The organism is Psychrobacter sp. GW64-MNA-CIBAN-0177, from assembly GCF_040309585.1.
Classification (GTDB): Bacteria; Pseudomonadota; Gammaproteobacteria; order Pseudomonadales; family Moraxellaceae; genus Psychrobacter; species Psychrobacter okhotskensis.
Map to the genome: position 1 here is coordinate 18,489 of NZ_JBEOOY010000018.1, position 20,359 is coordinate 38,847.

The 20,359-nt window shown below is 43.2% G+C and carries 18 protein-coding genes; 10 read left to right on the forward strand and 8 right to left on the reverse strand.

What is annotated here, in order from left to right; all coding sequences use genetic code 11:
• Positions 1-2: 2 nt before the first annotated feature.
• On the reverse strand, positions 3-608 hold the full coding sequence (locus AAEY79_RS10880; protein ID WP_025652520.1) for a DUF1287 domain-containing protein: 606 nt from the start codon (positions 606-608) through the stop codon (positions 3-5).
• Between the two features lie 187 nt (positions 609-795).
• Complete coding sequence (locus tag AAEY79_RS10885) at positions 796-1,440, reverse strand: HD family hydrolase (protein ID WP_051395104.1); 645 nt, start codon at positions 1,438-1,440, stop codon at positions 796-798.
• A gap of 238 nt (positions 1,441-1,678) precedes the next feature.
• On the opposite strand from AAEY79_RS10885, the gene AAEY79_RS10890 reads away from it, so the two are divergent.
• Together AAEY79_RS10890 and AAEY79_RS10895 are read left to right on the forward strand one after the other, a co-directional pair.
• Positions 1,679-2,599: an MFS transporter gene (locus tag AAEY79_RS10890; protein ID WP_350588428.1), complete on the forward strand. Its 921-nt coding sequence runs from the start codon at positions 1,679-1,681 to the stop codon at positions 2,597-2,599.
• The gene (locus AAEY79_RS10895) at positions 2,577-2,948 is read left to right on the forward strand and encodes a hypothetical protein (RefSeq protein WP_173239807.1); all 372 of its coding nucleotides are present in this window, start codon (positions 2,577-2,579) and stop codon (positions 2,946-2,948) included. The genes AAEY79_RS10890 and AAEY79_RS10895 overlap by 23 nt, the downstream gene beginning before the upstream one ends.
• Positions 2,949-3,091: 143 nt before the next feature.
• On the opposite strand, the gene AAEY79_RS10900 is transcribed toward AAEY79_RS10895, so the two are convergent.
• From AAEY79_RS10900 to fadB, 3 genes are all read right to left on the reverse strand, one after another.
• Complete coding sequence (locus AAEY79_RS10900) at positions 3,092-3,667, reverse strand: isochorismatase family protein (protein ID WP_201617091.1); 576 nt, start codon at positions 3,665-3,667, stop codon at positions 3,092-3,094.
• Between the two features lie 320 nt (positions 3,668-3,987).
• On the reverse strand, positions 3,988-5,160 hold the full coding sequence (gene fadA / locus AAEY79_RS10905; protein WP_101211126.1) for an acetyl-CoA C-acyltransferase FadA: 1,173 nt from the start codon (positions 5,158-5,160) through the stop codon (positions 3,988-3,990).
• A gap of 150 nt (positions 5,161-5,310) precedes the next feature.
• Positions 5,311-7,470, reverse strand: coding sequence for a fatty acid oxidation complex subunit alpha FadB (fadB, locus tag AAEY79_RS10910; RefSeq protein WP_352288335.1), 2,160 nt, complete (start codon positions 7,468-7,470; stop codon positions 5,311-5,313).
• Positions 7,471-8,249: 779 nt separating this feature from the next.
• Here fadB and AAEY79_RS10915 point away from each other — a divergent pair.
• The 3 genes from AAEY79_RS10915 to AAEY79_RS10925 all read left to right on the forward strand — a co-directional run bounded on the left by AAEY79_RS10915 (position 8,250) and on the right by AAEY79_RS10925 (position 11,199).
• Complete coding sequence (locus AAEY79_RS10915; protein WP_352288338.1) at positions 8,250-9,359, forward strand: polyprenyl synthetase family protein; 1,110 nt, start codon at positions 8,250-8,252, stop codon at positions 9,357-9,359.
• Positions 9,360-9,442: 83 nt separating this feature from the next.
• A complete protein-coding gene (locus tag AAEY79_RS10920) occupies positions 9,443-10,261 on the forward strand; it encodes a DUF72 domain-containing protein (RefSeq protein WP_352288341.1) in 819 nt (272 codons plus the stop codon).
• A 41-nt stretch (positions 10,262-10,302) separates the two neighbouring features.
• A complete protein-coding gene (locus AAEY79_RS10925) occupies positions 10,303-11,199 on the forward strand; it encodes a hypothetical protein (RefSeq protein WP_352288344.1) in 897 nt (298 codons plus the stop codon).
• A 109-nt stretch (positions 11,200-11,308) separates the two neighbouring features.
• Here AAEY79_RS10925 and AAEY79_RS10930 read toward each other — a convergent pair whose 3' ends face one another.
• Positions 11,309-11,938 (reverse strand): superoxide dismutase, encoded by a 630-nt coding sequence (locus AAEY79_RS10930; protein WP_025652529.1) that lies wholly within the window; start codon positions 11,936-11,938, stop codon positions 11,309-11,311.
• A gap of 388 nt (positions 11,939-12,326) precedes the next feature.
• Positions 12,327-12,650: a hypothetical protein gene (locus AAEY79_RS10935; protein ID WP_352288347.1), complete on the reverse strand. Its 324-nt coding sequence runs from the start codon at positions 12,648-12,650 to the stop codon at positions 12,327-12,329.
• Positions 12,651-12,725: 75 nt separating this feature from the next.
• Between AAEY79_RS10935 and rdgB the strand changes: the two genes are divergently transcribed.
• The 5 genes from rdgB (at position 12,726) to AAEY79_RS10960 (ending at position 19,086) form a co-directional block, all read left to right on the forward strand.
• Positions 12,726-13,376, forward strand: coding sequence for an RdgB/HAM1 family non-canonical purine NTP pyrophosphatase (gene rdgB, locus AAEY79_RS10940; protein WP_352288350.1), 651 nt, complete (start codon positions 12,726-12,728; stop codon positions 13,374-13,376).
• A 470-nt stretch (positions 13,377-13,846) separates the two neighbouring features.
• The gene (tig, locus tag AAEY79_RS10945) at positions 13,847-15,190 is read left to right on the forward strand and encodes a trigger factor (protein ID WP_025652532.1); all 1,344 of its coding nucleotides are present in this window, start codon (positions 13,847-13,849) and stop codon (positions 15,188-15,190) included.
• Between the two features lie 351 nt (positions 15,191-15,541).
• Positions 15,542-16,219 carry an ATP-dependent Clp endopeptidase proteolytic subunit ClpP gene (clpP, locus tag AAEY79_RS10950; protein ID WP_025652533.1) on the forward strand — a complete coding sequence of 226 codons (678 nt, stop codon included), beginning with the start codon at positions 15,542-15,544 and terminating at the stop codon, positions 16,217-16,219.
• A 215-nt stretch (positions 16,220-16,434) separates the two neighbouring features.
• Entirely contained in the window at positions 16,435-17,712 is a 1,278-nt protein-coding gene (gene clpX / locus AAEY79_RS10955; RefSeq protein WP_025652534.1) for an ATP-dependent protease ATP-binding subunit ClpX, read from the forward strand.
• Between the two features lie 357 nt (positions 17,713-18,069).
• Complete coding sequence (locus tag AAEY79_RS10960; RefSeq protein WP_084212319.1) at positions 18,070-19,086, forward strand: SDR family oxidoreductase; 1,017 nt, start codon at positions 18,070-18,072, stop codon at positions 19,084-19,086.
• Positions 19,087-19,216: 130 nt separating this feature from the next.
• On the opposite strand, the gene AAEY79_RS10965 is transcribed toward AAEY79_RS10960, so the two are convergent.
• Positions 19,217-20,311, reverse strand: a complete 1,095-nt coding sequence (locus AAEY79_RS10965) for a PTS transporter subunit IIC (RefSeq protein ID WP_244952006.1) — start codon at positions 20,309-20,311, stop codon at positions 19,217-19,219.
• Positions 20,312-20,359 lie beyond the last annotated feature (48 nt).

Sequence of the window (20,359 nt, forward strand, 5' to 3'; positions counted from 1 at the left end):
TATCAATATCGAAAGTGTTTGTGTATAGGATAAGCATAAAGGATGTTTTCTTCTTGCGTACCACGGCCAATATTATGAATAATCAGCGGCGCACCATCAGCAGCTGCTTTGTCTGAGACGATACCTATATGCGGCAAACCGCCGTTTGGCAAGCGCCACGTTACAATATCTCCGGCTTTAAAGCTGTCTTTATCAGTCGTAGATAACGTTTTTCCATGACGCGCAAAAAACGTTTCAAGATTGGGCACACGTCGATGATCGATATTTTTGTCCGTTGACTTCAAGCCCCAAGTCTTTGGATAGGCGGACCAATTTCCTTTCATATCATGATTGACCAACTGCTGCAAATCCACATTTTGCAAACGATAAGCACGGACAATCACATCGGTACAGACACCGGTCTCTATTGCTACATCGCCACGCGGAAACTCCAATTTACGATAAGTAGGATCATAACTCACCGTAACACCGATCTGTTTTTTGGCATCGTGCGCCAATTTATCACCATCACTGATAGGAGCAAGCGCTTGCGCCATTTGCGCTAGTCCCAGCATGCTGACAAAGGCTAGAGATTTACACAATGTTTTATAGTTTTTAAATAAGCGCATGTAGCCTCTCTGTTATTATTGATACTATTCAATATAAAGGTTTTAGACAGCGTCAACCATGGTGAGTCAGTAAAAAGGTGACGCTGTTAAATGACAATACTATTGAATGACAAAGCTATTAAATGACCACACTATTAAATAAAAAGGCTATTAAATAAAAAGGCTAGCTGTCAAATCTGCTATCAATTTACTTATCAATCAGCCATCCTTGCTTAGTCGCATATTCAATCTGTTTTGCTATCCAATCATGGATACTCGGAAAGCTGTCTTTAATAAAGCCATGCGCGCCAGCAACTTGCGAGCGTGTAACGTTAGCATCAATCCAAGTTTTTCCATTGGTATTTATATTAAGCAAAAATGGTAACAAGCGATCAACTACTCTTAGCAGTTGGGTTTCTTTACTATCACCTGTTTCCTGCTCTTCCCAAATCTCACTTAAATCAGCAATCCCATTTCCACGCTCATTTTGCAATCTAACAATTCCCGCACGTTCTTCAACATGCGCATCAACTCGCGTATCGGCGTATAAAAAAGTATCGCCGGCATCAATCTCGCCTAAATCATGTATTAGTGCCATCTTGAGCAATTTCTCATGATTGACATCCAGCTCAAACAAATCAGCGATTGACCAACACGCCATCGCCAAATGCCAAGAATGCTCGGCAGAGTTTTCTAAACGGGTCGTACCCGTCACATAGCTGCGCCGATTAACACGTTTAAGCGCATCAAGCTCTAATAAAAAATGGGTCACGTCATCAATACCGATGTTGGAGGGAATCTTCGGGTTGGGTACTGGGGTCTGCTTGGTTGATAATATGGCGTTTTCTGACATGGCTTTCTCTCATTTAAACGGTGAATGGTTAACGCTGTATCCGAATCTAATCTTTACGCAAAAGTAATTATTGTAGTCGACATTTTGCGCGTACTGCTAACCATCTAAATTTTTGCAGGGGTAATAATAGCAAGTGTCTTAATTTTTTATTGTTTAAGATTCAACTAATGCTCATAATAAGTCAGCAGGCAGATTGTAAAACAATTTATAAGAACCTGCACCAGACAAGGATATGTCGATGCCACCCACCACTGACGCTGCAACGCGTGCCACTTTACCACTTGCTACGGCACCACCTTTTAAGAAAAAACCGCCTAATAAATGGCTTATTATCGCAGGATTCTCTCTTTTACTTGGGGTCAATCAGTTTTTATGGCTGACCTTTGCGACCATCGTAATTAGCACCGAGGCACATTTCGGCGTTAATGAGTTTTTCGCCAATTTATTAACTTTGATGTTCCCTATCGTTTTTGTGTTGCTTGCCATCCATTCAGGCAAGGTGCTCGATAACATTGGCTATAAAAAAATCGTAAGCATAGCCGCGCTGCTTATGCTGATAGGCTCAATCATACGCTGGTTGGGCGCTGATCATTATTGGCTAGTATTTGCAGGGCAATTGCTTATCGCCATCGCTCAGCCGTATATTACCAATGCCATTAATCAGGTGACCTCGGATTGGTTTGATAAATCGCAAATCGCCACCGTAACGGGCGTGATTATGGGCGGGATGTTTTTGGCGACTGCCCTTGGTGCTTTTGCCCCTGCCCCATTAATCGAGGCGTTTGGCTTCTCTGGCATGCTACTTATCAATGTTATTATTACGGCGGTGGCAGTAGTAGGCTTTTTATTAGTGGTCGTTGAAAAACCCAAACAACAAGATAGCGCTATCTCACTGCACGAAATCGAATCGCTATTAAAAAATAAGCGCCTATGGTTTATCTCATTAGCGGTGTTTATTGCGATGGGTTATTTTAATGGGCTGAGTAACTGGATTGCACCTATTCTTGCGCCCCGCGGCATTGATGAAGCGACGGCGGGCATCATTACTGCCATGCTGATCGTCGGCGGTATTTTAGGCGCGCTACTGATTCCGCTATTATCTGACTATCTACAAAAACGGCGCATTTTTTTTAATATTGGCAACGCTAATTGGTGCTAGCGCCACCTATCCCTTGTTATATTTAACGACAGGAACCACAACATTATTGCTGAGCTTTATATTAGGGTTTTTCTTGTTGGCAGGTTATCCATTACTGATTGCCGCTGCTGAAGACACCGTACATGCGTCACAAGCCGCCAAAGCAGTTGCCATGCTGATGATGATGGGCAATCTCGGTGGCGTTATGATGGTGTTGCTGATGCAGAGCGTGAAAGGATTGACAGGCAGTTGGATGCCGACTGGCTGGGTACTGATTATTGCCGTCGCTTTAGCCACTTTTTTAGTCTTAAAAATAAAGGACAAACCAGTAATTAAACCTACTGTTAAACCAACTTCAAAAGTTGTTTAAGAGCCTTATTTCAAATCGTTACTTAAAGGCGAAAAAAGTTAGCATTTAAAAAAGATAGCGCCTAAGCCTTAAGCGCTATCTTTTTTATTAATGATTAAAAATTGTCTTATAACCAATCAATCCAGCTAATTAAGCTAATTAAGTCACTTAATCAAATTACTAATGGTCTTAAAAGCAGGGTCTTTACTACTGCGGCACAATTCAAAAAGAATGGATTCTACCGTACTAATCACGCCACCAGCGCGGCGGATACGGCGAATCGCTTGCTTCTTATCATAAGGAAAGCGCGAGCCAACCGCATCACCAATAATCACTGGCTGCATACCATTATCGAGCAAATCAAGCGCCGTTTGCATGACGCAGACATGCGCTTCCACCCCAAATAATAGAACAATACTACGATTTTGTTGGGCTAGATAATGCCACGAATCGTCATTATCACAAGCGCTAAAAGTGACTTTTTCAAAGCTTTTGGCATTATCACCTTCTAGCACATCACGTATCTCAGGCAGGGTATCGCCCAAACCTTTTTTGTACTGCTCGTTGAGCATAATTGGGATGTTGAGGGCTTGTAGACCTTTGATCAAAGTGACTGTCTTTTTGACGATATTTTCATGGTCATAAATATGCGGCGTTAAGCGTTCTTGAACATCGATTATCATCGCTTGGGTATTTTCGCGAGCGATTCGATAGGTACGATCGGTAATCATAGTAGACATGGCACACTCCTTGTACGGCTGACTTTATTGTTAAAGGCTATGTTAGTTTTATCATTGATATTGTCTTTATTAGCCTTATGCTCATTTAGTCATAGTTTGCTGAATGCGTCAATGGAGATAATTTTTAATCACAATACACAATCTGTTTTACAACATCGAAATTCATTAGTTTAGCCCATAAAAAAACCTCCAGCCATAATGACTAGAGGTTTTATTTATTGGCACGTCGTTACTATCTAATTCGTATAATCTTATTCATATGATGCCACCATCAAAGACTGATGCTGATACGATGGCATACCGTATAAGTCAGACTAAAATTACACACGCTCAATAATCGTCGCGATACCTTGACCAAGACCGATACACATCGTCGCTAGACCGATTTCAGTATCTGACTGCTCCATCGCATTTAGCAAAGTAACCGTGATACGAGCGCCTGAACATCCTAGTGGATGGCCTAGGGCAATCGCACCACCGTTGATATTGACGATGTCTTGCTTGTCCGTCAAGTTCAAGGCTTTAAGTACTGACAAGCCTTGCGCGGCAAACGCTTCGTTTAGCTCGATGGTTTGCATGTCATCGATGCTCATTCCAGCGCGCTTAAGTGCTTTTTGCGTAGCCGGTACAGGACCGTAACCCATGATAGCGGCATCACAACCAGCAACAGCCATGCTACGAATACGAGCACGAGGCTTAAGACCTAAGTCTTTGGCTTTTTGTGCGCTCATGACTAACATTGCTGACGCACCGTCAGATAATGCAGATGAGGTCGCAGCAGTGACCGTACCGCCTTTAGGATCAAAGGCTGGACGTAACTTTTGCATTTGCTCCATCGTTGCATCAGGACGAATCACTTCATCAACGGTACATAGTTGCAAGCGACCTGCGGCATCATGACCTTCGATACCGATGATTTCATTGTCAAAACGACCCTCTACCGTCGCAGCCCATGCACGGCGATGCGACTCAAGACCAAAGGCATCTTGCTCTTCGCGGGTGATGTTATTCATACGGCCCAGCATTTCAGCAGTCAAGCCCATCATGTTTGAAGCTTTTGCATAATGCTTTGACGCTTCAGGGTTGAGATCAACGCCATGCATCATGCCGACGTGACCCATATGCTCAACACCACCGATGATGAAAACGTCACCTTGGTTGGTCATGATTTGAGCAGCAGCAGTGTGAAGCGCCTGCATAGATGAACCACATAGACGGTTAACCGTTTGACCACCAGCAGTCTTTGGAATACCAGCTAGCAGACCAATGTTACGACCGATGTTCAAACCTTGCTCTAGCGTCTGATTGACACAGCCCCAGATGATGTCTTCGACGTCACGTGGGTCAAAGTCGTTACGCTCAACCAAGGCACGGACCAATTCAGCAGACATGCTATCGGCGCGAACATGGCGGAACATGCCGTTTTTAGTTTTACCCATTGCTGAGCGTACGCCATCTACGATGACCACGTCTTTTGGACTTAAAGTTGTCATACTATTTTCCTTTTCAATTTTTATTGTCAGTGGCAGTACCGCAATGCTCGCCTATCTAATTTAGAATGTTAAGGTTACTAATAATAAATTAATTACCAATAATCTTATCGAGCATGATGTACTGCACTTTATCCTAGTAATGACTGCCCATTACGCCGTGGCGTAAAAGGTCTCGCCTGCTGCTGCCATATCGCGAATCTTTTGCGGGGCTTCATAGGCTTTGCCAAGGTATGCGTATTTTTCACACAGTGCCAAGTAGTTATCTAGACCCATTTGGTCGATATAACGGCAAGGACCACCGCGGAATGGTGGGAAACCAACGCCCATAATCATCGCCATGTCGGCTTCAGATGGCGTGCTGACGATATTGTCTTCTAGGCAACGAACAGTCTCATTACAGAAAGCCAGCATGGTGCGGTCGATAATCGCTTGATCATCAAAGGTCTGCTTGTCGCTATCTGTCGTGGCTTTTAATAGCTCATAAGTCGCTTCATCAGCAACTTTCTTTGGCTTGCCGCGTTTGTCCATCTCATATTTATAGAAACCAACACCGTTTTTCTGACCTAAGCGTTTGTTTTCATATAAAAGCTCAATCGCGCCTTTATAATCAGGCTTCATGCGATCAGGGAAACCTTCTGCCATCACTTCTGCGCCGTGTACGCCGGTATCTAGACCAACCACGTCGATTAGATAAGCAGGACCCATTGGCCAGCCGAATTTTTCCATGACTTTATCGACATGAGCAAAATCCGCACCTTGCTTAAGCAGCAAATCAAAGGCACCAAAGTATGGGAATAACACACGGTTGACTAAGAAACCTGGGCAATCGTTAACCACGACAGGCACTTTACCCATTTTAGTAGCCAAGGCGACCGTAGTAGAAATGGCTTCTTCAGAGGACTTCTCACCACGGATGACTTCAACCAATGGCATACGGCTTACCGGGTTAAAGAAATGCATACCGACGAAGTTTTCTGGACGCTCAAGTGCTTCCGCTAAGAAAGTAATAGAAATCGTTGAGGTGTTTGACGCTAGGATACAATCGTCTTTTACTAGACCTTCTACTTCTTTTAGTACTGCACGCTTAACGTTTGGATTTTCTACCACCGCTTCGATAACGATATCAGTTTCAGCAAAGTCACCATAGTTCAAAGTCGGACGGATACGGCTTAACGTTTCACCCATTTTAGCTGGGGTCATTTTCTTACGTTCGACCATTTTGCCAAGTAGCTTGCTGGCTTCGCCCATACCAAGGTCTAATTGCTCAGACTTGATGTCTTTCATGATGATTGGCAAGCCTTTACTGGCTGCTTGATAAGCGATACCGCCGCCCATGATACCCGCGCCAAGTACGGCCGCTTCATTGATTTCATGTGCTTGCTTACTATGCTGCTTAGCAAGTTTCTTAACCAACTGATCGTTTAAAAATAGACCAACCAAGCTTTCTGCTTGTGGGGTTTTCGCCGCTTTTGCAAAGTAAGTCGCTTCGACTTCGATTGCTTTGTCACGAGGCAGATTGACATGCTTTTCGATTGCTTCAATAGCAAGCGCAGGCGCAGGATACTGCTTAGGATTGGCTTTGGCAAAGATCATACCTTTAGCACTGTTAAATGCCATCGCTTGCTCAAGCTGATTTAGCTTAACAGGCGCAAGCTTCTCTTCACGCTTCGCTTGCCAATCAAGCTCACCTGAGATACATTTTTTGACTAGGTCAATCGCAGCATCTTGCAAGTCATCTGCAGCAACGGTTGCATCAACGAGACCAAGTTTTAGTGCGTCCAGTGGTTTTTTCGGTGTACCAGTCGCGATTAATTCAAGCGCATTATCGATACCAATCACACGCGTACTACGAACCGTACCACCAAAACCTGGGAAGATACCCAGTTGGGTTTCTGGTAGACCAATGATAGCTTTGTCGCTCATGACACGGTATTCACAAACCAAGGTCATCTCACAACCACCGCCAAGCGCTGCGCCATTGATGGCCGCTACTTTTGGAAACGGCAAATCTTCAAAACGATTAAAGTCATGATTGATACTAATGACCCAGTCTTTGATCTCGCTTTCTGGATTTTTAAAAGAGCCGACAAATTCTGTGATATCAGCACCAGCGATAAACACGCCTTTGCTTGAGGTTACGATCAAACCTTTGACGTTATCGGCTTTTTCTAATGCAGTAACCGCTTCACCAAATTGCTTGTTGGTCTCAGCATCAAACTTGTTCACGCTCTCATTTTCGGCGTTGTACTGCATGTTGGCGATGCCATCTTCTAGCATTGTCACCGTGATGCGATTTCCTTGGTATACCATGTGGAACTCCTTGCTATGTAATAAAGGCTATGTAGTAAAAGCTAAGTGATAAAAATTACATCATAAAAGCGATGTTTTAGAATATAAAAAATAGCCGGTTATTGTTAGTAAAACGGGTAATAGCACCGCCAATTTGCTGTATCATAACCATAAATACATGACAGATTAAGCAGTGAAGATATCTTTATTATCCAGCGCTCATTGCTATACATCGATGCTAACTTTATTGCACCGATGCATAAGGCGCTTCATTTATATGCTATTGCTACAGGTACTGATGTTATAGATGCTGACTGGGATTTGAGCCAATACTGAGCTTTATCAATCAGATGGGGTGGTTAAAAGCACAATAGCGTCGTCAACATTGTCATCAGACCATTTTTACGTCAATTAGTGTAGGGGATTATGCCCCTGACTGTCACAAGCTAATACCATACTCGCAAGTCACTCTTAAGTCGATACTAGCCCTTTACCTAGCGGCGAACGTGCTTTAGTGAGTATCTGTATACTGAATTATTAACACGCTAAACAGGGTAGATAATCGGCATAAAATGCCCGACGCGCTCCCTTATCAAAACATATTCAACCGCTAAGTTAAATCAGCAATACGTAACGGTGCCTTGTTGCCATATTGCGCTCAAGCACGGATACCTTACCATCATACGACTGCTTTAAATTGCAAAAAAACCCTCTATTGATACCATGTGTCGCATAAGCAATACAACCTATCATGCTACACTAATACCGTTTTTATTATTCACCTGATAGATGGTTGGGTTATGACTGTTTCTTCTATGCCAAGCTTTATGCCTTCAAGACTTGTATCCTTTGCTAGCTTTGACAACAACACTGAGCAATTTCACAGCACCGTGCGCGCGCAATTGTCACAAGATATCGACGTGCTGTTTGCTTATGCCGAGCTGCCAAGCCCACTGCTTGATGCCTGCCGCTACGTGATGACTGGTCAAGGTAAATTGGTACGCCCATTATTGGTTGCCAGTGCCTTTGACAGCATAAATCGTAGCAATGCTAATGATGCCTTTAATAATAATGACAATGTTAATGGAAGCGCTAATAATAATGTTAGTAATGACGATGAAAGTGTGGATAAAAGCATTGATAACAAAGCCCTTCAAAATAGCGATTTAGAATCACTACTAGAAAACGATTCCGACTATGATATGGCGCGCCGTGCAGCGTTGGCAGTAGAGCTGTTGCATACCTATTCATTGGTGCATGATGATTTGCCGTGTATGGACGATGACGACTTGCGCCGTGGTCAGCCGACCGCGCATATTGTCTTTGCAGAATCAACCGCCCTACTCGCTGGTGACGTGCTACAGACGCTAGCCTTTGAGGTATTGACCGCAGAGCTGCCCACTTTTGCACCCTTTGACTCCGCTATCGCCAGCCAATTAATCGCGATATTTGCGCCGCGTGCCAGACGCATGGTTTCAGGGCAAATGCTTGATCTGAATGCTGAAGCCAGCATTGATATCACGCAAAGCGAGTTAGAAGCCATCCACCGTGATAAAACGGGCGCATTGATTGAAGCGGCTATGCTGATGGGTGGTATCTGTGCTGGCGCGACCGCTCCACAGCGTATTGCCCTACAAGATTGCGCACAGCATATTGGACTCGCCTTTCAGGTTCAGGACGATATTTTAGACGTGACCACCAGCACCGATACGCTTGGCAAACCTGCTGGCAGCGATGAAAAACTAGACAAGTCTACTTATGTAAAATTGATGGGCGTTGATGATGCAACTAGCTATGCACAATCGCTATTTGATGATGGACGCGCAGCCATTTCTCGTGAACTTAACGGTAATGAAGAGAATGATGCGCTGATGGCACTCATTGAATGGCTATGGTCGCGTAAAAAATAGCTTTGTAACATAGCAAAATAAAAGTAAATTTATAAATAATAGGCTAAAATTTTACTCATTAAAAATAGCAAAGCGTGATCAACATGGACAGCACCCCTACTCCGCGTATTTATCTTGGCACTGGCGGCTATAGCGATACCGACTTGCTTGGTACGCTGTACCCTATTGGCACCAAAAAAACGGACTTTTTACGCGAATACGCCAAACAATACGGCGCGGTAGAGATTAATAGCACCTTCTACGCGCCCATCGGGCAAAAAGCCTTTGCTGGCATGGTCGATAAAGCCTACGTGCAAGCAGACAGTGAGTTGAAGTTCGCGGTCAAACTGCATCAAGACTTTACTCATGCGCGCAAGGGCACAAGCGATCACGCCCAAGCATTTATTACTGCTCTCACGCCACTTATCGAAGCCAACGCTCTCGCGCCATTACTGCTGCAATTCCCACATGGTTTTGATCGTACCCATGAGCATCGGCTTTATCTCGCCAATCTCGTTAGCTGGTTTAAAGACTATCCGTTAGCGGTTGAGTTTCGTCATAATGGCTGGCACACCCCGCAAGTGGTCGATAGCTTTATCAAGCAAGGCTTGATTTGGTGTAGCGTCGATTACCCCAAAGTCAGCGGACTGCCACCGTCACGGCTGATATTCACTCAGCGTACTGGCTATCTGCGTATGCATGGTAATAATCTAAATTGGTGGGATGCGATGAGTGCCGCTGACCGCCATGATTATCGCTATAGCGAGGCGGAAATGCAGGATTGGGCGCAAGCGATTGCCAATCAACGTCAGCATTTTGATACGCTCTATATATTCTTTCAGAATACCGTCAATGCGCATGCGTATTATAATATTGCGATGCTCAGAGAGGCGTTGGGTAGGTTTGGGTTTGAGGTGCGATAGTTTTATATATTGCTTTTTATATATTTTATTTTAGGAAAAAAATGAATTCTATATTATTTGCACATCAACTATCAAAAGTATGGAGTGTTGAATCTAGCAAATCTAATTTTTCTGAAATTCAACAGTTTAGAGCTTTAATGAGAAGCTTTAGTTCTTTAAAAAACAATTTCAAAGTTGAAGAATTTCATGGTATGAAACATCAGGTTATTTTTAACGGTGAAGGCAGCTGGGGACGTGCACCTGCAAGGTGTGAAATTTCAGACTTATTAATTATCTCATATAGGAAACATCCTACTTTCCAAGCACGAGCGACACTACTACAGGCAAAAAAATCAAATGATAAACACTCAAACCTATGTAGCACTTCTTCTAATCTAATTCCTTCTATCAACTTCAAAGCCAATCTTGAACAATGGGATTTATTATCTCGAAGACCCAATGTTCTTCCACATAAGCCTTTTGATTGCAGACCTGATATTCTAAGTGGAGCCATATTACCCTCAATTGGCTCATTGGGAGTATTTCATAAAATTTCCAGTAAAAAGTATGATTTTTTTTATATGTCAGCAGATGTAGCTACCCCTCTAAGCTTCCCTAAATATAAGCATGCAAAATTAAAAACCAAACCAATGAATAGTTCTAGAAATACGAAAGGGTATTTTGAATGTACATACGCAAGTTGTTTAATGTCTTTCGCTATATCTTTATATAACTTAGAAATAGGAACACCTATTGAACCACAGCGCATTGTAAGTGAAGAAGATAAGAGCTACAGGAATATGTTTAGAGGATGGTTAAAGTCAGTACTGTATAGTCATTTAGAAATCACGAATAACGAATCACTATTAGCAAGAGATTTAATTAGTCAGTTAGAATCAAGCTATGATGGCGAATTAATGTCAGAACCACCTTCATTATTAATAATAAATTGTGATTAACTTAAAGAATTAAAATATCCATATGTGTGAATAATATTAAGCCTTCAAACCAAAAAAAGGACGCCTCTCAGCGTCCTTTTTTATTAATCAAATACTTAGTGGTTAAAGATTACTCTTCAACGCCAGCATCTTGACCTTTGTATTTTGCGTTCGCGTAGTCCCAGTTCACTAGCTTGTCTAGGAACGTGTCAACATAGTCAGGACGACGGTTACGATAATCGATATAGTATGCATGTTCCCACACGTCACAAGTCAATACCGCTACTTGGTCATGTGCAAGTGGTGTATCAGCATTTGCTGTTTTAGCAATTGACAGTTTGCCACCGACTTTATCAGCGACTAGCCACGCCCAACCTGAACCGAACTGAGTGAGTGCAGCGTTTTTAAACTCTTCACGGAACTTATCATAGCTACCGAAATCTTCTTCAATTTTAGCTTTCAAGTCGCCAGTAGGTTCGCCGCCGCCATTGGTTGGCGTCATGCAATTCCAATAGAACGTGTGGTTCCATACTTGGGCTGCTTGGTTGAACATACCTTGTTTGCTGTCATCTTTAGCCGTGGCTACGATTATTTCTGGCAATGTTTTGTCTTCTAGACCAGAACCCGGTAGCAACTCGTTAAGCTTAGTCACGTATGCATTATGATGCTTATCATGATGGAACTCTAAAGTTTCAGCACTGATGTGCGGCTCTAAAGCATCTTTTGCATATGGTAGGTCTGGTAAAGTAATGTTTGACATAGTTATTTTATCCTTGCTGGTTTAGCCATTAGTATTAGGTATAGCTTCAAATGAACGCTATAAATTATTGGACTAAATTGGCTTAGTTTATTGTTAGTGAGATTTATTACTCAATATGCTGTACATATTGCGGTAAACCTAAAAAATTCTAAATTTAAAAGCTATCTCAAGCAAGTGATACTTAATCGTTATTACACCATTAAACACCAAGTTATTGACTTAAAAGCCATTATTGGGGTTTGATAGTATTATTAACTTTACAAGCTATAAGATATAATTCACTGTAACTTGTCCCTATTATAGCAACAGTGATGGCAAATATCAGTTACCAAATGTTATGGCCTATCTATTATGGGTTGTATTTGCGCCTATTCCCTACATCTAAATGCTAGCTACCTTCTGCTAAATGCTCTATACAATATTGCTGACCACCTACTATATACGTCCCTCGCTTTGCTTCCCAAGTAAAATAAAATGAAGCAAAAACCATCAAAATAGGTAAAATGAACAGGGCTTTTCTTATCCTTAATAAAGTAATAATCTGAGTATAGATTTTAGGTTTAAAAATTATAAGCATCGTTGCTAGTTGCAATGAGACAGCCATCACGTACATCGCTATATTTTGGCTATCACAAACTGCGCTAGTTGCTATAAATAAGTAGGCATTAATTCCTACCATAACAATCAATCCACCAATTTTCCAATAAGCCATATAGTTTCCTTTATTTAAACTTTACAACCTTAAGGCCTAAATTTTATAAAAGCAATTAATAGGATATAACGCAATATGAGCTACAGTACAGACTTACATACTCAATCGAATAGCCACCAACAACAATGGGTACTCGCCAGCAATAATAAGGGCAAGCTAGCTGAGTTCAAAAAACTGTTTCGCGACGCGAATTTGAATGTGACTATTATTCCGCAAGGTCAGCTCGATATCGACGATGCGATTGAGGATGGCTTAAGCTTCGTTGAGAACGCCATTATCAAAGCGCGACATGCCAGCCGAGCCAGCGGATTACCTGCTATCGCTGACGACTCGGGACTCTGTGTGCCAGTATTGGGCAACGCACCCGGCATCTATTCGGCACGTTATGCGGGCGAGCACGGCAATGACAGTAAAAATAATGCTAAGCTCATCGCTGACTTGCAGCCTATTCGCGCAGCGAAGCCAGATGCTTCTATTAAAGGCATGTTTGTTTGTGTATTGGCAATGGTGCGTCATGCTGATGACCCATTACCGATTATCGCCCAAGGTTTATGGCACGGTGAGATTTTGGCGGCGCCACATGGCGATGGCGGCTTTGGCTATGATCCACTATTTTGGTTGCCAGAGTTGCAAGCCAGTGCGGCGAGCCTAAGCGCTGAGGATAAAAACCGCATTAGCCATCGCGGTCAGGCGATTCAGCAACTATTGGCACAACTGCCTTTATAAGCACCATTGATAAGCGCTAGCGCTAAAGACGGTTATAGCTTATTTTGCATTTGATAGTCATGCTAACGTTACTATCAAGCAGTCAAATGAAATGCTCAAAGCACTCTCTAAGCGCGATTGGTACTATAGTGGACGCAAAGTAAACGGATGATAAACAGATAACTTTTACTTTAATAAGCAGATAGATTATACTGTTCTACTTTTAAAATTTTATTGAAAGCCGTTATTTGTCTGTATAATTGAGCAAAAAGCGTTATTATGCGGTACATTAGCGGCTTATTATTGATATTTGGTAGCGTTTGTTAAAATAAAGCGTTTCACATTTTTGTGTCAGTAGCGATTGCTACAGGCATGGGCTGCGAAATTGCGCGCTATCAATATCCCCTATTTATTCCAACGGCAACCAGTAGCTCACGCGTATTTTGCAGCTTGGTTGTCTATTACTATTTAATCCTAAAGGTGTAACTAACATGGCTACAGATTTACAAGTCACAACCAACAAGCTATCTAATAAAGAAACTCAGCTAACGGTTAAAGTACCCGTTGAAAAAATTCAAAACAAAGTTGAAGGCCGTATTCGCCAAGTAGCGAAAACTGCCAAGATTGACGGTTTCCGTAAAGGTAATGTCCCTATGTCACATATCCGTTCACAGTACGGTGCTGGCATTCAACAAGAAGTCATCAACGATGTGATCCGTGATACCGTTTTTGAAGCGATCAAATCTGAAGACATCCGCGCAGTTGGCATGCCTAACATCGACGATGTAAAACTAGAAGACGATTTCTTGGTTTATCAAGCCACTGTCGAGATCTTCCCAGAAGTTGACGTCCAAGGTATCGATGAAATCGAAGTTGAGCGTCACACGGCTAAAGTTAGCGAAGAAGACGTCGACACAATGATCGAAAACCTACAAAAACAACGTGAAGAGTTCGTTGAGAAAAAAGGTAAAGCGGCCAAAGATAACCAAGTAACCTTTGACTTTGAAGGCTCAATCGACGGCGAAAAATTCGAAGGCGGCTCATCTGAAGACTTCAAATTGGTCATCGGTAGCAACCAGATGATTCCAGGCTTTGAAGATGGTATCAAAGGCATGAAAGCTGGCGAAGAAAAAGTGATCGACGTCACGTTCCCAGAAGATTACCAAGCTGAGAACCTAGCGGGTAAAGAAGCGCAATTCAAAATCAACGTAAAATTGGTTGAAAAATCAAAATTACCTGAAATCAACGAAGAGTTCCTAGAGCTATTCGGTGTTAAAGAAGGCGGCGTTGAGAAATTAAAAGAAGACGTACGCAAAAACATGGAACGCGAAATCAAGAACGCAGCGCGTAGCCAAGTAAAACAAGCGACTTTTGATGCGCTACTAGAAAAGAACGAGTTTGACGTGCCAAACGCCATGCTAGAGCAAGAAATCGAGCGTCAACGCAACATGATGATGCAACGTTTTTCTCAGCAATTCGGTGCCAATGCTGATAGCTTCGATAAAGACATGCTGCCAAATGAATTGTTCGAAGAGCAAGCGCTACGTGCTGCCCGTCTTGGCATCATCGTTGCTCGTGTTATCGACACCAAAGGTATCGAAGTGGACCAAGACCGCGTTGAGACTTTCATTAAAGAAGCCGCTGAAAACTATGAAGATCCAGCAGAAGTGATCGAGTACTACACCACTGATAAGCAACAGCGCGCGAACATTGAGTCTGTCGTTCTAGAAGACCAAGTGGTTGATTATCTAATCGAGCAAGGTAAAGTCACGGATAAAGAAGTGAGCTACCAAGATTTGCTAGCTGCTCAGCAACAACAGCAGCAAGCAATGTAATTTAGCATTTTAGCGCTACTGCTTTAGAATGTATTAAAAATGCCCTAACGCTCTGTTAGGGCATTTTTATTGGTGCTTTATGGCTTGTGCCCTTGATAAATGTCTATAGACGCCTTATTAATAGGGAGTCATTTATCGTTTGTCACATTAAAACGTTATTATTGCCCCCATAAAAAAGTTACCATTGGTTCAATTATTTTTAGCGACATCTGGCGCTTATTATTTTAGCCCGTTAGTATGATTAAAAGACGACAACATTTACAATGATAAGCATCAATAAAAGCTTGGCTGTTTGCTAATCCCTATTTCTTTATTCTCTTTATTTTATGTACTTATAAACAGGACATCTTTATGACAGATTATGATCGTATTACTGCTAACCCGCATTTTGATATGCTGATGAGTGCGCATGACAACGTACAAAGTACGACTCAAGCAGCATTGGTTCCTATGGTGGTTGAGCAGTCAGCGCGCGGTGAACGCTCGTTTGATATTTTCTCACGCCTATTACGTGAGCGTGTTATCTTTTTGACCGGTCAAGTTGAAGACCATATGGCCAACTTGATCGTCGCTCAGCTGCTATTTTTAGAAGCTGAAAACCCTGATAAAGACATCCATTTATATATCAACTCACCGGGCGGCTCCGTGAGCGCTGGTTTGGCTATTTTTGATACCATGAACTTTATCAAACCTGAAGTATCGACCATTTGTATGGGCGGCGCTTATAGCATGGGTTCGTTCTTATTGGCAGCAGGCGAAAAAGGCAAACGTTATGCCCTAGCCAACTCGCGCGTGATGATTCACCAACCATCAGGCGGCGCGCAAGGTCAAGCAACTGATATCGAAATTAATGCGCGTGAAATTCTAAAAACTCGTGCTCGCTTAAATGAGATTTTGGCTGAGCGTACCGGTCAACCAGTTGAGAAAATCGAAAAAGATGTCGAACGTGACTATTGGTTGGATGCCAAAGAGGCCAAAGAGTATGGTTTGGTCGACGAAGTATTAGAACGTCGCCCTAACTCATTATAATGATGATATAGCAGCTTTGATAAGCATTAAATGCCTTTGCCCTATGTGCTTTGGCATTTATGCAAACAATCGGAATACTGATATAGTCGATTCAATTTAAAAGTAGTACAAGGCAACCGAGTGTAGATGTATAAGTAATACTTCAAGCGAGGTTAACGCAGTAATACTTTTATAGTGGAATGACTGTACGTTTTAAATTTTAGGAGTGCCTTTATATGGCAGAAGATAAAACACCGCATTGCTCTTTTTGTGGCAAAGAAAAAAGCGAAGTAAAACAGCTGATTGCCGCTGACGATGCCAATATCTGTAATGAGTGTATTGAGTTATGTACCGACCTGATTGCGGATGTTGATACCGACAATGACGATGCTGATGGCGATATTGATACCTCTTGGGTCAATAAAAAACTGCCGACGCCAAAAGAGCTGCGTGCCAAACTCGATGAGTATGTCATCGGGCAAGACGCTGCTAAAAAGGCCTTGGCGGTCGCTGTTTATAACCATTATAAGCGTCTAAAAGTCAGTCAAACTTTGGCGAATGATAGCAAAAAAGCTAAGATTGGCGCTGATGAAGCAATGGTTGAATTGTCAAAAAGCAATATCTTGCTGATTGGTCCGACAGGCTCTGGTAAGACCTTACTAGCGCAAACTTTAGCACGTCTGCTTGATGTGCCGTTTGCAATGGCCGATGCCACCACCTTGACCGAAGCGGGTTATGTTGGTGAAGACGTTGAGAACATTGTGCAAAAGCTCTTGCAAGCCTCGGATTACGATGTGAGCAAAGCTGAGCAGGGCATCATCTATATCGATGAGATTGATAAAATCAGTAAGAAAGGCGACAACCCTTCTATCACGCGTGACGTGTCGGGCGAAGGTGTACAGCAAGCCTTGCTAAAGCTTATCGAAGGCACGGTTGCTGCTATCCCGCCACACGGTGGGCGTAAGCATCCACAGCAAGAGCTGATCCAAGTCGATACCAGCAACATCCTTATCATCGTTGGTGGCGCGTTTGCCGGTCTTGATAAAGTCATCCAGCAGCGTACAGAAAAAACTGGTATTGGTTTCAATGCTGATGTCAGCTCAAAAGATGACAGTAAACGTAGCTCAGATTTGCTCCAGCAAGTCGAGCCAGAAGATTTAATCAAGTTCGGTCTGATTCCTGAGCTGATTGGTCGTCTGCCCGTGTTGGCCGCGCTGCAAGAGCTTGATGAAGAAGCGCTAGTACAAATATTGACGGAACCAAAGAACGCTTTGGTTAAGCAATATAAGTACTTGTTCGATATGGAAGGCGCTGATATTAGCTTTACCAAAGAAGCGCTTGATGCGATTGCCAAAAAAGCAATGGCACGCAAAACCGGTGCTCGCGGTTTACGCTCTATCGTAGAAAATGCGTTGCTTGATACTATGTATGAGCTGCCGTCTATGAAAGATGCAAAGACTGTGCTCGTCGATGAGCAAGTGATCAACGACGGCAAGACCCCTGAAATCGCTTAATATATAGTTCAATGATAACAACTAATTATTTAATTGACTGTCATCAAAAAAAGCGTCTGGCATTATGCTAAGACGCTTTTTTTATGTCTGGTCATTTTTAATGATATAGGGTCTGTCTGCACAGACGCAGCAAGCAAGAAAAATGGATATCAGCAGTGCGTGATGGTTCGATATTACTTTTCACTGACTATAGGTGGCTCAAAAAATGACAGCTGCGTTTATCAATCGTGGGCAGGTAAATTCATAAATCATGCTAAGGTAAAGCGACTTCTTATGCGGTCTCCTTAATCATGACTAAAGTGATGACCAAAGTTACGACCAAACCTCCCGAATCAATGATACAAAGGATTGTTCATCATGTTTAACAATGTTACTTCTATAGCAACCTCCCTACGTCAGCACCTCCCTTTTTCTGCTAATGAAAACCATGACATTACCCCCTATTACCGCAATCATGTCGCTGCTATCACTGGTGCCGGCTCTGGTATGGGTCGCGAGCTTGCCATTCATTTAGCAAAAATGGGCTGTCATGTCGCGCTATCCGATATCAATCCTGAGCAGTTAGCCCAAACCAAAGCACTGCTCGTCGGTTATGATGTCAAAGTCACTATGACCGTACTCGACGTCTCAGACAATAAAGCGGTGCAAGCGTGGGCAGACGACGTCATGAGCGATCACGGCAAAGTGAACTTCATCTTTAACAATGCAGGCGTGGCGCTATATTCGACCGTAGAAGGCAGCAGTATCGATGAGCTTGAATGGGTCATGGATATCAATTTTTGGGGTGTGGTCTATGGCACCAAAGCCTTTTTACCTTTGATCAAAAATAGCGTCAAAGAAAGCGAATCGACTAAAAGTGGTAAAGACAGCAAAGCACGCCAATTTGACGAACATGGTCATATCATTAATATCTCAAGTCTGTTTGGTTTGACCGCTCAGCCTTCGCAGTCTGCCTATAATTCCAGTAAGTTTGCGGTACGTGGCTTTACCGAGAGCCTACGTCAAGAGCTCGACATTCAGCGCTGCGGCGTCTCAGCGACTTGCATTCACCCAGGTGGCATCAAAACCAATATTGCCAATAGTGCGCGTGGTAATGACAGCATCAGTGACCTTGGCATGCGTGGTGGCAGCAAAGCGATCAGCAGTTTTAATAAATTCTTAAAGTTCGATGCCAGCGATGCCGCTTGGATTATTCTGCAAGCGGCCGCAAGCAACCAGCCGCGCTGCTTGATTGGTAACGATGCCAAAATGATCGACGCCGTACAGCGCGTGTTTCCAGCAAGCTATAGCAAAATACTGAATGACGTCAATAAGCTGTCACGCAAATTGAAAGGCAAGAAACCTGCTAGAACGGGTGTTCGTAAATCGGCCTAGTCGCTATAAGATTTAGATAAAGATAAAGACGGTCAAAAAAGCCCCGCTACACTAGCAGGGCTTTTTTGGTTGTTCACAGTCTAAAAATCTTAAGTAACTTTAAATATAAAAGTAAATATAAAGCTTAATGTTAAGGCAGTTTCATATCGCCATCGACTAACCAGCCCAGACGGCGCATCATATAAGCGACGACGCCAGCAATCAGCGCAGGCAATACGAACATCAATAAAATAATCGCTGTCCATAGTTGAGCGCTACTCATAATCTCTTGTGACGCTTCAATAACGCCAAATACTCCTACCAGTCCAGCAGTGCCCATACCCGCGCCGGTCGCCGTACACGCCAAGCCAAAGCCGACCGTGGCGATAGGGCCAACGATGGCGCTAGCGACAACAGCGGGCAATAAGACCACAGGTTTTTTTAGCACGTTTGGAATTTGTAGCATGCTCGTGCCTAAACCCTGAGAGACGACACCGCTGATCCCATTGTCTTTAAAACTGGCAACGGCAAAGCCAATCATGTGTGCCGCACAACCAACAACTGCTGCACCACCTGCTACACCGCCAAGCCCAATAGCGATACAAATAGCAGCGCTAGAGGTTGGTAAGGTCAATAAAATACCCACCACCACTGCAATGACAATACCCATCAATAATGGCTGTAACTCAGTAGCCGCTTGAATACCTTGACCAATAGCAGCGACAGCAGCGACGATAGGTGGATTCAATAGTGCGCAAACTGCTAATGCTACCGCGCATACCAATAATGGTACTAGCAGAATATCAAGCTTGGTCTTGCCAGCGACCCAAGTACCAGCGCGATAAGCAAATACCGAGGTCAGGTACGCACCAATGGGATTACCGGGTAAAGCCACGAACGTCGCAGGTCCGCCCACTTGCGGGGTAAAAAGCGTGCCTGCCATCAACGCTTCAGAGTGCGCACCAAGCATCCCTGCTACCAAGCAGCTGAGCATAACCAAGGTCGGCGCTTTGAGGTAGTAAGCAATGCCCACACCGATACCAGCACCCATTAATACAGAGGCCAGCTTGCCGACTGCGATAAGTGCGGGCAAGTCTAACCAACCACCGATTTGTGAGATAATCAAACCAGCAATCAATGTGACAAATAGCCCTAAAGCCATACCCGTAAAAGCATCGATAAAATATTTTTGAAAAAAGGCTTTTACCAAACCAGTAGGCGGTGTTGCTGAGTCAGATATTGTCATAGCCATACTCTTTGTGAAGGTTTTAATAAGATAGAATAAACCAAAAAC

What these genes read in the sequence shown, in the direction of transcription:
- AAEY79_RS10880 (WP_025652520.1), bottom strand. Translation starts at nt 608, where the DNA reads ATGCGCTTATTTAAAAACTATAAAACATTGTGTAAATCTCTAGCCTTT.
- AAEY79_RS10885 (WP_051395104.1), bottom strand. Translation starts at nt 1,440, where the DNA reads ATGTCAGAAAACGCCATATTATCAACCAAGCAGACCCCAGTACCCAAC.
- AAEY79_RS10890 (WP_350588428.1), top strand. Translation starts at nt 1,679, where the DNA reads ATGCCACCCACCACTGACGCTGCAACGCGTGCCACTTTACCACTTGCT.
- AAEY79_RS10900 (WP_201617091.1), bottom strand. Translation starts at nt 3,667, where the DNA reads ATGTCTACTATGATTACCGATCGTACCTATCGAATCGCTCGCGAAAAT.
- fadA (WP_101211126.1), bottom strand. Translation starts at nt 5,160, where the DNA reads ATGACAACTTTAAGTCCAAAAGACGTGGTCATCGTAGATGGCGTACGC.
- fadB (WP_352288335.1), bottom strand. Translation starts at nt 7,470, where the DNA reads ATGGTATACCAAGGAAATCGCATCACGGTGACAATGCTAGAAGATGGC.
- AAEY79_RS10915 (WP_352288338.1), top strand. Translation starts at nt 8,250, where the DNA reads ATGACTGTTTCTTCTATGCCAAGCTTTATGCCTTCAAGACTTGTATCC.
- AAEY79_RS10920 (WP_352288341.1), top strand. Translation starts at nt 9,443, where the DNA reads ATGGACAGCACCCCTACTCCGCGTATTTATCTTGGCACTGGCGGCTAT.
- AAEY79_RS10925 (WP_352288344.1), top strand. Translation starts at nt 10,303, where the DNA reads ATGAATTCTATATTATTTGCACATCAACTATCAAAAGTATGGAGTGTT.
- AAEY79_RS10930 (WP_025652529.1), bottom strand. Translation starts at nt 11,938, where the DNA reads ATGTCAAACATTACTTTACCAGACCTACCATATGCAAAAGATGCTTTA.
- AAEY79_RS10935 (WP_352288347.1), bottom strand. Translation starts at nt 12,650, where the DNA reads ATGGCTTATTGGAAAATTGGTGGATTGATTGTTATGGTAGGAATTAAT.
- rdgB (WP_352288350.1), top strand. Translation starts at nt 12,726, where the DNA reads ATGAGCTACAGTACAGACTTACATACTCAATCGAATAGCCACCAACAA.
- tig (WP_025652532.1), top strand. Translation starts at nt 13,847, where the DNA reads ATGGCTACAGATTTACAAGTCACAACCAACAAGCTATCTAATAAAGAA.
- clpP (WP_025652533.1), top strand. Translation starts at nt 15,542, where the DNA reads ATGACAGATTATGATCGTATTACTGCTAACCCGCATTTTGATATGCTG.
- clpX (WP_025652534.1), top strand. Translation starts at nt 16,435, where the DNA reads ATGGCAGAAGATAAAACACCGCATTGCTCTTTTTGTGGCAAAGAAAAA.
- AAEY79_RS10960 (WP_084212319.1), top strand. Translation starts at nt 18,070, where the DNA reads ATGTTTAACAATGTTACTTCTATAGCAACCTCCCTACGTCAGCACCTC.
- AAEY79_RS10965 (WP_244952006.1), bottom strand. Translation starts at nt 20,311, where the DNA reads ATGACAATATCTGACTCAGCAACACCGCCTACTGGTTTGGTAAAAGCC.